This window comes from Paenibacillus sp. FSL R7-0216, from assembly GCF_037969915.1.
Lineage (GTDB): Bacteria > Bacillota > Bacilli > Paenibacillales > Paenibacillaceae > Fontibacillus > Fontibacillus rhizolycopersici.
The window spans coordinates 1,251,155-1,263,713 of the sequence record NZ_CP150222.1; the positions used below are offsets into that span (position 1 = coordinate 1,251,155).

At 54.2% G+C, this 12,559-nt stretch carries 9 protein-coding genes; 4 read left to right on the forward strand and 5 right to left on the reverse strand.

Annotated features, from left to right (window positions below; genetic code table 11):
- Nucleotides 1–69: 69 nt before the first annotated feature.
- Entirely contained in the window at nucleotides 70–1,875 is a 1,806-nt protein-coding gene (locus MKZ15_RS05255) for a stalk domain-containing protein (RefSeq protein WP_339820385.1), read from the reverse strand.
- A gap of 96 nt (nucleotides 1,876–1,971) precedes the next feature.
- Between MKZ15_RS05255 and MKZ15_RS05260 the strand changes: the two genes are divergently transcribed.
- Together MKZ15_RS05260 and MKZ15_RS05265 are read left to right on the forward strand one after the other, a co-directional pair.
- Entirely contained in the window at nucleotides 1,972–3,192 is a 1,221-nt protein-coding gene (locus MKZ15_RS05260) for an SGNH/GDSL hydrolase family protein (RefSeq protein WP_339820387.1), read from the forward strand.
- Entirely contained in the window at nucleotides 3,189–5,213 is a 2,025-nt protein-coding gene (locus tag MKZ15_RS05265) for a translation factor GTPase family protein (protein ID WP_339820389.1), read from the forward strand. Before MKZ15_RS05260 ends, MKZ15_RS05265 begins: the two co-directional genes overlap by 4 nt.
- 18 nt (nucleotides 5,214–5,231) lie before the next feature.
- Here the strand turns inward: MKZ15_RS05265 and MKZ15_RS05270 are convergent, their stop codons facing one another.
- The 4 genes from MKZ15_RS05270 to MKZ15_RS05285 form a co-directional block, all read right to left on the reverse strand.
- A complete protein-coding gene (locus MKZ15_RS05270; RefSeq protein ID WP_339820390.1) occupies nucleotides 5,232–6,335 on the reverse strand; it encodes a Ger(x)C family spore germination protein in 1,104 nt (367 codons plus the stop codon).
- Nucleotides 6,328–7,410, reverse strand: coding sequence for a GerAB/ArcD/ProY family transporter (locus MKZ15_RS05275; RefSeq protein ID WP_339820393.1), 1,083 nt, complete (start codon nucleotides 7,408–7,410; stop codon nucleotides 6,328–6,330). The genes MKZ15_RS05270 and MKZ15_RS05275 overlap by 8 nt, the downstream gene beginning before the upstream one ends.
- Nucleotides 7,411–7,418: 8 nt before the next feature.
- The gene (locus tag MKZ15_RS05280; RefSeq protein ID WP_339820395.1) at nucleotides 7,419–8,912 is read right to left on the reverse strand and encodes a spore germination protein; all 1,494 of its coding nucleotides are present in this window, start codon (nucleotides 8,910–8,912) and stop codon (nucleotides 7,419–7,421) included.
- Between the two features lie 135 nt (nucleotides 8,913–9,047).
- Nucleotides 9,048–9,779: an HAD family hydrolase gene (locus MKZ15_RS05285; protein ID WP_339820398.1), complete on the reverse strand. Its 732-nt coding sequence runs from the start codon at nucleotides 9,777–9,779 to the stop codon at nucleotides 9,048–9,050.
- A 205-nt stretch (nucleotides 9,780–9,984) separates the two neighbouring features.
- Here MKZ15_RS05285 and MKZ15_RS05290 point away from each other — a divergent pair, with 205 nt between their 5' ends.
- Together MKZ15_RS05290 and MKZ15_RS05295 are read left to right on the forward strand one after the other, a co-directional pair.
- A complete protein-coding gene (locus tag MKZ15_RS05290; protein ID WP_244868523.1) occupies nucleotides 9,985–11,745 on the forward strand; it encodes a sensor histidine kinase in 1,761 nt (586 codons plus the stop codon).
- Entirely contained in the window at nucleotides 11,742–12,539 is a 798-nt protein-coding gene (locus MKZ15_RS05295; protein WP_155606393.1) for a response regulator, read from the forward strand. The genes MKZ15_RS05290 and MKZ15_RS05295 overlap by 4 nt, the downstream gene beginning before the upstream one ends.
- Nucleotides 12,540–12,559 lie beyond the last annotated feature (20 nt).

Consider the following 12,559-nt stretch of genomic DNA (forward strand, 5'->3'; position numbering starts at 1 on the left):
TGCGGCGGCAGCCTCAGACTTCGTTGGTGAAGTTCTGGGACTGCCGCCGTTTTCTGCTGTTACTGATATTTATTTCACCGAGTAAACCCCTGTTTTGTAAACCAGCGTATAGAGCATGCCAGTGTCGGTTAATAAGGTCTGGTCAACGTCGTCTTTGGTTAAACGGCGTTGCTTGCCATCGGCAGCGATGTGATAGATACCGGGCTCGTAGCCGTAGGATACGTAATAGGCGCCGGACTTGTTGATTTCAAAGGTTGTTTCAGACGACGCTCCGGCCGCTAGAGAGGCCAGCTTCTTCTCCTGCCCTGCGGCCGGGTCAAACCGGTATAAATCCATCCCTTTGCCATTGGCGGTCGTATAATAGAATACGTTCCCGTACATACGGATTTGGGCAATTTTCCGGGACGACACGGCGACAGCGCTCTCTCCGCCATCCAACCCTGTATGCATCAAGCGACCCGAGCGATCATCCAGATAATAAATTCCTTCGCCGATCAGCCAGAATCGACTTACGTCCGTGGCCAGCTTGTTGTGCGTCCGGCCGGTTATGTCAATCCGGTATAAGGCGTTAGGATCCTTCGAATCGCTATCATTGAAGCCAATCGCGAAGAGCGCACCGTCCTTCAGCGGCAGCGTGGGATCGGACTTAAACCCGATTCCGCCGTTATCCTCGACGGATCGGACCACGCCATAGGCATATCCGGGCTCTCCGAGCAACGACTCCTCCCCAGTGTTTAGGTCGAGTCGGTTCAAGTTGTCCGCAAATCCGCTCATAAAACGGAAATCCGTATAATACAAAGCCCCTTGGTCACTAGCGAGGCCAACCAGGTCCTTGGCCGACAATATCTCCTGCAATGTCCCATTCTTCACCTGATATAGCGTGTCACGCCCCATCGTCAAATCCCCAACATGGAGGTTAACGAATAAATCGTTATCCAACTTACGCACATCCGTCAGCCATCCGTCCTCGGGCCGCCAGTCTCCCAGCGCGGCGATTTGCTGCGGCTGTTGTTTTCCCAGGTCATAGGCGTAAAGGTAAGCTTGATTGTTTACCGTGGACACGTAATAGAAAACATCGCCAATCCGTTTGCCCGAATGAAACACCGGCTTACCGGGAACTTGAATCCGAGTTGCCTTGTTCCCTTCCGTTTGCCGGAAAAGCTGTTCATCCAAGGAAGCGCCGTTGTTCCGGTAAACCGTTTTTAGGTAATACACATCGGTTCCGAATTGGGTCAGTGGGGTAGATACGTTCTCGTAATCGATCCGTTTGCGCCGATCAGTCAGCTGCGTTCGGATGGAATCTTTGGTCGCCAGCGTTTGCGGGTGTTTCAGGTCAAGTGCCGCATCTCCGATCAGAATCAGCCCATCCAGCCAATCGATCTGTTTGCCAAGCGCCGTTGCGGCGTCCCTTAGGGGCAGCATGACCCGGCCGCCGATCTTTTGCGGCGGAACATCGAGCTTCACCGATTTGCCGTTAATGAGCATTGTCGTGCTGTTGACCTTGAACTTTACCGTTCTCTTTAGCGGGAGGTTCTGAAGAAGCACATCGTTTGGCGTCTTCGCGTTCCAGACGACATCCCAATACCCTTGATCCGCATGAGTCGTATGCTCGGCCAGATATCCCATCAAACGAATGGGCACGAGGACACGTCCGTTTCGTTGAACGACTTCGTAATCCCCACCAACATCCGTCTTGCGGCCTTGAATGAACGCTTTTCCTTGATAATCAAAAGGAATGATCGCCAGCTCGCTGAACGCTTCCTCCAGCGATTGGCTGCCGTTTCTTACGGGGTCAGCCGCCTCCGCGGCATGAACTCCGGCTGTTCCTAGCCCAAGGCAGGCCGTCAAAAGCAGCAGGATGAATTTCTTTTTCAAATCGAAACGCTCCCTTCCATGACAAATCCCAATAAGTTCTATAGCAACTAGACGCTTCCACAGTCGCAAAAGTTTCTGTTTTCGGAGGGACTCCCCATGGTAGAATCAAAAAAGAAGTCGTTTACATCAGGCAGGATGGAGGATAAACAGATGATGAATCAGTACGCTTCTGCCACCGTCGTATCGGCGGCATGCAACTATATTATGGAGCGTCCGGACAAGTTCACGCATACTTATCGGACCTATGTGAAGTTAAGAGAACATGGAAAGCTGGAGCTCCGATTCTGGCATAGTAACGCGATTGACTCTACCTGGGATACCGGGTCGGTTGCCCGCGGCGGAGCCCTCGGTGGACAGTGGCGGATCGAAGCCGCTTACGTTGCGGACGGAGGCACGGCGCCGGACGGTTCCGTCGAGCCTAACCCGCAGGTACGCGTCACGTTTGACGGAGGCAGCGGGGCCCGATCCGTTGCCCCCGGGGAGAAGTTCTGGAGCGATCCGGTCAAGCTGGACCTGCCAGAAGGGCATTTGCTGGCGTTTACTTGGACGATTTCTACCGATGCGGGTGGCAAAACGGTGCCGTACAATACCGAGCAGATGCTGGTCACGGCTTATGACGCGCCGGGCGTACGCGCTGATGCGTCAGATGCCGAAGGCTTTTCCCTTTCGGAAAATTTGCTGGTGATGCCTGCGTTAATCGCCAGCGCCAAACCGGTGCGGCAACGTTTGGTATTCCTAGGCGATTCGATTACGCAAGGCGTGAGAACCCGCAGGGACGGTTACGAGTATTGGGCGGCGCGGATTGCCGATGGACTGGGGAGCGATTATGCCGCGTGGAATCTGGGTTCCGGCTGGGCGAGGGCCTACGATGCCGCGGCGGAGGGCGCTTGGCTGAGCAAGGTAAAGCTCGGCCAAGTTCCGGGGACGGGTACGCAGATCGTTTTGGCGCTTGGGGTGAACGATATCGACATCGGAGCACGCACTTCCGAGCAGTTGTTAGCCGATCTGAACACCATCATCACCGTATTACGTCAAAACGACCCCTCCGCGGAAATCATCCTGTTCACCGTACCGCCCTTTAACTTCAGCGAAGAGCGGGAGCAGGTATGGCGTTACGTTAACGAACAAATCCGCTCTGCCTCGCTTCCGGGCGTAGACCGCGTGTTTGATATGGCGGCTTTACTGTCCCAGCCCGCACCGCTCGAGCATCGCCTGCGCCGAGAGTTCATGAGCTCGGCGGACGACCCTCATCCGAATGGAGCGGCCGGCAAGGTGGTTGCCGATGCGTTCTTAGCGTGGTATTTCGGTGAACGATGAGCGGGATAACGGAGAGTATCGAACCGGTTCGTCTGAACGTGGGGATTTTCGCCCATGTCGACGCCGGAAAGACAACGACGACTGAGCATATTTTGTACGAAAGCGGACGGATTCGCATGCTGGGCAGCGTGGATGACGGCACGGCGCTTACCGATTCGCTGGAAGTGGAGCGTCAGCGCGGCATTTCTGTGCGCGCGGCCATGACGACGCTCACCTGGAAGGGCACGCAGGTCAATTTGATCGATACGCCGGGCCATGTCGATTTTCTGTCCGAAGTGGAGCGGTCGCTGCGCGTGCTGGATTGCGCGGTGCTGGTTCTCTCCGCGGTAGAAGGCGTTCAGGCGCAGACGGAAATGATTTGGAACGCGCTTAAGAAGCTGCAGATTCCCACGCTCTTGTTCATCAACAAGATGGACCGCGTTGGCGCGGATCCCGATGCGGTGCTCGCTCAGGCACGCAATTATCTGTCTCCGGACATCGTTCCTGTCCAACATCCGCTTGGGGCTTGGCAGGATTACAGCGGAGCAGTGGATTTGTGGCAGACCGATTTGGAGGAAGCCGCTGCCGAGGCAGGCGGCCTGGAAGCATACGCATCGGCCCGGAGTCGTTTGATCGAGTTCTTAGCCGAGCGCGATGACGCGCTGCTCGAGTCGTACGTTAGCGGAGAGAACGTTGCGGAGGAACGTTGGGCGCGATGTGCGGAGGAGTTAGCCCGGTCTGCCCGGATGTACCCGCTGTTGTACGGGGCGGCGGCCAAGGGAATCGGCATCGCTCCGCTGCTGGATGCGATGCTACGCTATTTCCCTACGGCTGGAGGTGATCCGGAGGCCCCGTTGTCCGGCGTCGTCTTCAAGATCGAACGCGACAAGACGATGGGACGGATGGCGTATGTACGACTTTATGAAGGCAGCCTCCACAATCGCGATGCCGTGTTGAACCACACGCAGAACCTGAGCGAGAAGGTGACGCAGATTCGTAAAATCGACGGTACCCGGTCCGAGGATATCGGCGTGCTGCGGGCGGGGGACATTGCTGCCGTCTGCGGCTTGTCCCATGTCCGCATCGGCGACGTGCTGGGGCGGCCGGAGGCGGTCCCTGCCGAAGCCAAGCTGGCGGTCCCGTTGCTTACCGTGCGGGCGCACCCGGCCAACGAGGCGGATTACCGGGCCGTGGCAGATGCCTTACAGGAGCTGTCCGACGAAGATCCGCTGCTGGACTTGCAATGGCTGCAAGAGGAGCGGGAGCTGCACGTGAAGGTGATGGGCCCGATCCAGCTGGAGGTCCTAAGCAGCGTAATGGCAACGCGTTACGGACTGAAGGTGACCTTCGGCAAGCCATCGGTTATTTATAAAGAAACACCTAAGCAGGCGGGTGAGGGCTATATCGCTTACACGATGCCGAAGCCTTGCTGGGCGATCCTGCGGTTTAAGATCGAACCTGGCCCACGGGGGAGCGGTTTGATCTATGAAGTGTACGTGCGGGACGAAGATTTGCTGCCGCAATATCAGAATGAGGTCGCTCGCCGCGTTCCCGAGGCTCTGCAACAAGGGCTGTATGGCTGGGAGGTTACCGATCTGAAAGTCACGCTGACCTATGGTCAGCATCATGTTTGGCATACCCATCCCCTTGATTTTGCCGTCGCTACGCCAATGGGAATCATGGACGGACTGGCGAATGTCGGCACGATGCTGCTGGAGCCGATCTTGCATGTCCGGTTAGTCGTTCCCGAAGAGAACGCCGGCCGGGTGATGAATGATCTCGTGCAGATGCGCGGTCGCTTCGAGCCGCCGCAGCTACAAGGGGAGCGCGTGTTAATCGAAGGGCATGTACCGCTCTCGACGTCGCTTCATTACCCGATTGAACTGAGCTCATATACGAAGGGACGGAGTACGTTTGCTTCCTCCTTCGCCGGCTATGAACCGTGCCCGTCGGACGTTCAGGCCGAACGGACCCGGAGGGGCGTTAATCCGCTGGACCAGGCGAAGTATATCCTCAGCGTGCGGAAAGCGCTGCAAGGCTAAGCCGACATGCCATACGCCTTAGTCGAAATAAGCTCCGAAATTTTTCATGTAGAAGGAACAATGGACGCGGACCGGCATTTGGCTGTATCGTTCACGCCAGTCGGTCCCTTTCCATTCCTCATAGCTCATTTTGTTTCGCACATATTTTCCCAGCCCCAAGCTGTCCGTGCGATTCTGCTGCAACGTCTTGATGATCCGCAGTGATTCCATGACGATGTGTTCACTAACCAGCTTTTCGACCTTGGCCCGTTCGGAAGTACTTAATTTTAGGTTACCAAGGTATTCATCCACCCCCCCTTCAACCTTCAGGTAAATATCCGCTTCGTATTCGCCGGACGGGCCTTTCGAGACCTTGATCCGGCGTTTGCTTCGGACGGCCCGGAAGGAGATGGCCTTCAAGTTGGGATCCTCCGACGTTAGGCTGAATTCGCCTTGCGACAGATCTTGGTACAGGAGCGAAAACAGGTAAACATCCTTCCAGGGCAGCTTGTCGATCATCTTGTCGTCCCGGAATGTGGCGATGCCGCTGATGGTGATGTCCTTCTTCTGTTCCTTGACCATGATGGCGATCGGATCCATCCCGTCGTCGTAATAATCGCGGGTAAATTGATACAAGGCAGTCCGGGGCACCGATTGCTTGTTAAATTCTTTTTGCAGCAGCTTGTTGATGTAGTTGGCCGTTTTGGTATGGCGAGGATATTCCTGGCTGATAATGGCTCCCGCTTCGCCTTCGACGACGGCCATGGCGGTTCGAAACGAGATGCTCGGATCGCGGAGAAATGTATCCATATCCTTCCAAATACCTTGACGGGCCAATGCTTCGCCGTACATAAACGTACGGATCTGTCCGCTGACGATGATTCGGCTTGTTCGCAAGGACAACGCCGCTTTGGCATCCTTGGGGCTGGTGGAGATCGTCTCCAGCAATTCATCTGTCGTTTTCCCGTCTCTGGCAAATTGCGTGACCAGCGGCATACTGATCGTGGCTTTGATCTTGTCCTGAGGGGCAGCGTCAAAAGCGGCGGTTTCAATGTAGCCGATCCGTTCCAGGATGCGCTGATCCTGATTGCAGCCCGCGAGAATAAGGCAAAGAGTCGCGGCCAGAAATAGGCGTCTATGCATGTTTCTTGAACCTCCTTTGCAGCAAGAGCAGTAGGATCAGCAGCAAGGGGAACCCGAAGGAGAAGCCCAGCTGTGCCATCGTTAAATAACGGAACCAGGACTCTACCTTGATTAAGGACTTAGGAATCATCCCAACGGAGATCGTCGCAACCATAGACAAAAACACGATCACTTTCCAGGGGATTCGGCGAAAGATCTGGGACATCACCGCTTGGCTTGACCAATAGTACATGCCCGCCGTATGCACGATCGAGAACATGAACAGGCTGAATAGGAAATTCTGGATCCGCTCGACAAACGGGAACCGTAAATAGGCATACATGTCGAGGATCGGAAAGGAAGAATGGAGAAGCGCTCTATGGCTAAAGAAGCCGTAAGCCAAGAACGTGACCAGCAAGTAAACGAACATGGTGATTCCGTTTCCGAGATGAACGTATTTTAACCATCTTTTGTTGTTTTCCGCATAGGGAAACAGAAACAGGCTTAACTCGTACCCCAGATACGCGCCATATATCCGGAGCAAGCCTTCTTTCATATCCGCTCCCTCCCGAAACAGAAAGGAAGTCAACCGCGACAGATCGAAGTCCTTGACGAAGAAAAAGGCGAGCGGAACTTGCAGCAGCAACAGCAACGAGAAGATGACATTCGCCTTAGACATGGTGTAGATCCCCTTGGTGACGTAGAGGAACAGCAGCACATCCACGTAGATTTTGAGAATCATGTCCGAGGTCGACGGAAATATGAGCATTTGATAGATCAATGCATATTGTTTGACGACTAGGCAGCCGATCATGCTGAACAATCCCCATAGCAGCAAATACAGCGGAACCAAAATGAACCGCGGCAGCGAAGCACCAAGAATCTCAAAGACGGATTTCCCCCCGCCCATTCGGTACACGGCGGATATCAGCATGATGTTTAACGTCACGAGCAGGAACATCGGGATGAGCATGAGCCATCCATTGGTACCCATGTAATGTGCCGTGATCCGCGGCAAAGTGAACAGGATAATCCCGCTTTGGGTGTTGAACACCATAAGAGCGATGTGGAAGCGATTCAGTTTTTCCCGATCCATGGGGTCACCTATTTCTTCATTTTGTTGGTGGTTTCGTTAGGGCTGCGGGATTGCTTTGGTCGCTTGGAGAACATCCAGAAAGGCCCCCGGATAAAAGTATCCTTCCAGTCGCTTGGTTTGATCGGTGCGAGCGGGAGGGTGTACGGCGCTCCGAGGCTGGTCAGTTTGGACAGATGGATGATCACCAGGCCTAACCCGAAGATGAAGCCAAAGTTTCCGAGCATCCCCGACAAGATGATGAGAGCAAACCGAATGAGCCGAATCGAACCGCTCATCGTATAGCTGGGAATGACAAAGGAAGCGATGGCGGACATCGCTACGGCGATAATCAGGATGTTACTGGTAAACCCGGCATCCACCGCAGCGGTGCCGATGACAATCCCGCCAACGATCCCGATGGTTTGCCCGATTTTGGACGGCAGGCGAGCGCCGGCTTCTCGCAGCAATTCCAGCGTAGTTTCCATTAACAAGGCTTCCAGAACCGGAGGGAAAGGCACGCGGCTGCGCGATTCAGACATCGAAGCCAGCAAATTTATCGGGATCATCTCGTAATGGTACGTTGTGATGGACACGTACATCGAAGTCAACGTCAACGTAAGCACAAAGGCAATATACCGGAGGAGCCGAAGAGATGTGCCAACCGCCCAGCGGCTGTAATAATCGTCGGGCGAGGAGAAGAACTCGAATACCGTCGTGGGTCCCACGATCACCGACGGGCTTTGGTCCATAATGACGACCACCCGGCCTTCGTTCAGCTTGGAAACGGCGACGTCGGGACGCTCCGAAGTCAGGAACAGCGGGAAGATCGTGGATGGGAAATCCTCAATCAATTGCAACAACATGCTACCGTCGAAAACCCCACTGTATTCGATGCTTTGAATCCGTTCTGACATCCGGTTGACGAAGTCCATATTGGCGATTTCATCGAGGTACAGCAAAGACACCTTGGTCTTGAAAATTTCTCCTACCTCGAATTGTTTGGCTTTTAACCGACTGCTCTTCACCCTCCGGCGGATGATAGACAGGTTGGTATCGAGTGATTCGTTAAAGGAGTCATGCGGGCCGACAATCGTGGATTCCGTCTGCGAAGATTCAATGGCCCGCTTTTCGGGACCGTAAACGGAAATCAAGTAAACCCCTTGCGGCACGAACAAGGCGGCATCCCCATCCAAAATGCCGCGCACGACCTTCGTAGTTTCGTCCTCAAGCTTGAATTGGGATTGATGCAGAAGCCCGCCCAGTTCTTCCCGGCTAATGTTTTCCAACGGAATGATCACATTGTTGATGAACTTCTGTTTGTCGACCAGGTGATCGAAGAAAAGGATATCGGCTTGGATCATCGGATAAGTTCGATGCGAAAGATCGGAGCACCCTTGGAACTCATCCAGCACGCGATTTAGCGACAACGGGCCGGGAGCCTGGGGTTCGGAAACATGGGACGTTTGCTGCTGTGGTTTTTGTCTGGCCATCGTCAGGATGGATTTCATCAATCGGGAGAACAAGGCGTAACTCCTCCAGCTGAGGTATTTTCCTCTATTGTGCGTAGCATTGGAAGAACTATGCAGGGGGGGAGAGCCAGGAAACGGATTTGAAAAAAAATGAATGCTGCAAGAAAGGCAGCATTCATTGAATTCATTTTATTTGAATTCGTCCAGCAGCAACCGGGCAAGCTCGACATAGTTCGTAACCGGGGTATGAGGGAGGTGCGGGTCCGCCTCCGGCCGGACGCCGCGATGGTTAAACCATATCGCGCGCCAGCCGGCACCGGCGGCTCCAACGACGTCGTTGCGCCAGGAATCTCCGATGTAACAACACTGTTCCGCAGTCTTGCCCAGCTTCCCGGCGATAAGTTCAAACAGTCGTACGTCCGGTTTGGTCAAGCCTAACGCACCCGAAATGAACACCAGCTCGGCGGGGATCAGCCGATCTACTCCCAGCGCTCGAATTTTTCGCCATTGGTGATCCGGCGGCCCGTTTGTAATCACCCCGACGACGACACCTAACTCCTGCAGCTTGCCGATCAGATCGAACGCGCCGGGGAACGGGCGAATATCAAATTGACGATTCAGGTAAGCGGCCTGGACCGCTTCGGCTTGCTCGGCTGTGAGCGCGAGGTCGAACTCCCCCAGCGAACGTATGAAGCGCTCGGTCCGCATCGATGCGAGCACCTGACCATGCGTTGGCGTGCCGCCGGCCTCGGCAGAAAGATAGTCGCTGTAGTAGCGCATCCGGTGATAGGCAGGTTCATACGGGAAGTCCTGCCCAGTGTCTAGTGTCTCTTCCAGCGCTTCGCGAAAAGGCTGCAGATGGTCGTATAACGTATCGTCGACGTCGAAAAAAACCGCGTGGTTTGCTGTAATTGGCCTCATTGTATTGATCTTCTTCTCCCTCTAGGCACCGAAGTAGAAAACCTCGGTCTTTTCCTTTAAAATGCTTATGTATTGTTACTTGCTGCGGGTACCGCTGCCTTCTCATTATACGTGACAGGTTCGAAAAATACATAGTTTCATCCGGCCGATTCGTTATATGATGGGATAAGGTTGTACACTTTGGACGGAAAGGTTAGGACCGGACGTGAAAAAACCGAAGCGATGGTTTACTTTAAGAAATCAAATTTTCATCAGTTTTATGCTGCTGATGATTTTTGTTCTGGGGATCGCCAGCGTATTGACGTATTCTCGGGTGTCCGCGCTGCTGGAGACCAATGCCGAGAAGCATATCAGCCAAACCGCCCTGCAGGCCAACGGGCGCCTGGATGCGCTGATCGCCCAAATCAACACGCTGACGACTCAGGTCGCCACCGATGAATACGTACAGCAGCTGTTGCTGGCCGAAGTGCAAGGACAGGAGACGCCGTTCAGTTCGCGTCAATCGCTGTTGCCTTTGTTTAGTGATTATCAAGCCTATGTAACCGGTATTAAATCCCTGGAGTTATACACGAATGATTACCGCCGTTTGTTTCCGCTGAATGAAACCCAATTGATCGACACGATTGACTCGCAATGGATTAATGCGGCGAATTGGGGGAAAGGGGCGCTCGTATGGATCGGCGTTGATCCGCGCGACCCCTCTACCGTACTGGCGTTGCGACGGGTCAGTTTGCTTGACCGTTGGTTTTCGTCCGGGGGATATTTAATGGTGCGGATCGATCGAACTTATTTTCAAATTCATGAACAGATCGGCGGGGATGGCGGGGAATACATTCTGCTGGTCGATGGAAATCAACGGCCGGTCGCGACGAATTTCAGCTTTCCCGCAGAGGATTTAAACCTGAAGGAACTGCTCGGCAACGTGGGGAAAAATATCACGATCGGCGGTCAAGATTTTATTGAGGTCAAGCAAGCCTCCAAAGCAACCGGCTGGACGCTCGTCTTCTTCACGCCGATCAACTATGTGACTAGCGGGATTTCTGCGCTGCGAACGGCGGTTGTGGCCTCGGGAGCGATTGGGATCCTCTTATTCCTGATTATGTCGCTGTCGCTGTCCACGATGATCACCCGACCGATCTTCCGGCTGATCAAAGCGATGCGCGGCGCGAGGTTTGGGGTACTGCAGCGCAATCCGATGTTCTCGAAGACCTTGGAAATCAACGAGTTGAACAATTCGTACAACCAAATGGTCGACAATATGAACGAATTGATCCGCGTCGTTTACGAGAAGGAGCTCCTGCAAAGCCGAACCGAGCTAAAGGCGCTTCAAGCGCAAATCAACCCGCATTTCCTGTTTAATACGCTGGAGGCCTTCTATTGGTCGCTGGAGGAGAAAGGCGAAGAAGAGTTAGCGAATCTGGTCGTAGGTATGTCCAGCTTGTTCCGGTACATCATCAGCAGCCCGAATCAGGACGAATGGGTGACGATGGAGGACGAGCTTGAGCATGTGGAGCGCTATCTGCAACTGATGGATATCCGCCTTGCGGAACGGTTAACCTGGTCTATCGACGCCGGTGAATTCCGTCATGTCAAAATTCCGAAGTTGCTGATTCAGCCGTTGGTGGAAAATGCGATTTTGCACGGGGTTGAAAAGCAAATGGGTCAGGGCAAAGTCAGCGTAAGCGTCGAGCCGTCGGAGCGGGAGGGGTATGTGAAAATTACCGTGCGCGATAACGGTCCCGGGATGGACGAGGAGACGCTGCTCGGCTTGTTGCGGGCAATGGAAGGAGGACCCTCTATTTCCTCCAAAGGTATGGGGGTCGGGATCGTCAATGTGCAGCGACGGCTGAGATTATATTTTGACGGAGAACATGGAGATAAACACGGGCTTCAAGTGACGAGCCATCCGGGTGAAGGAACGTCCGTAAGCTTTGATATACCTAGTGAATACGGGGGAACGGTATGAAGCAGACAAAAACGATTCTTGTGGTTGAGGATGAACCAAGAACGAGACAAGGTTTTACGAAAACGCTGGAAGCCTGGTCTGCCGGACGATACAAAATCGAATGGGCGGATAGCGGGCAAGCTGCGCTGGCATGGCTCGAGGATCATGTCGCACATCTGCTGATTACGGATATCCGCATGCCCGGCATTAGCGGTCTGGAACTGATTGAAATGCAGCAGCGCCACAAACAATTCAAGCCGGTCGCCATCATCATATCGGGATACGCGGAGTTCGAATATGCGCAAAAGGCGATGCAACTGGGAGTCGTCAATTATTTGCTGAAGCCGGTGGACAAGCATAAGCTGGTCCAAGCCGTGGAGCAGGCGCTTCTAGTGGAGGACGACCGACACCGGATCGAAACGATGGAGAAGCTGGTCGATCCTCGGCTGTTGGAGACGAAAGAGACGGATACCCAGTACACACCGCAGGTGCGCGAGGCGCTTAGCTTCCTGGACGAACATTTGCATGAGCCCATCACGATGCGGCAAGTTGCCGATCGGCTGCATTTGAATCCCAGCTACTTCAGCGTGTTGTTCAAAGAGCAGACGGAACTGACCTTCAGCGAATATATCAGCCGACTGCGGGTGCTCCGCGCCAAAGAACTGCTGCTGCGGACCACGCTGTCCGTTGGGGAGATCGCGGAACGCGTGGGCTATCAGAGCGATAAATACTTCATCAAGGTATTCAAAGGCTACGAAGGGATGAGTCCCAGTAAATACCGCAGCCAGACGAAAGAGACGGAGGAGAACGCGTAGGGCGGTTTCGACCAGGTCTG

Coding starts and splice junctions, on each gene's coding strand:
- MKZ15_RS05260 (WP_339820387.1), top strand. CDS start 1,972: ATGGTAGAATCAAAAAAGAAGTCGTTTACATCAGGCAGGATGGAGGAT.
- MKZ15_RS05265 (WP_339820389.1), top strand. CDS start 3,189: ATGAGCGGGATAACGGAGAGTATCGAACCGGTTCGTCTGAACGTGGGG.
- MKZ15_RS05270 (WP_339820390.1), bottom strand. CDS start 6,335: ATGCATAGACGCCTATTTCTGGCCGCGACTCTTTGCCTTATTCTCGCG.
- MKZ15_RS05275 (WP_339820393.1), bottom strand. CDS start 7,410: ATGGATCGGGAAAAACTGAATCGCTTCCACATCGCTCTTATGGTGTTC.
- MKZ15_RS05285 (WP_339820398.1), bottom strand. CDS start 9,779: ATGAGGCCAATTACAGCAAACCACGCGGTTTTTTTCGACGTCGACGAT.
- MKZ15_RS05295 (WP_155606393.1), top strand. CDS start 11,742: ATGAAGCAGACAAAAACGATTCTTGTGGTTGAGGATGAACCAAGAACG.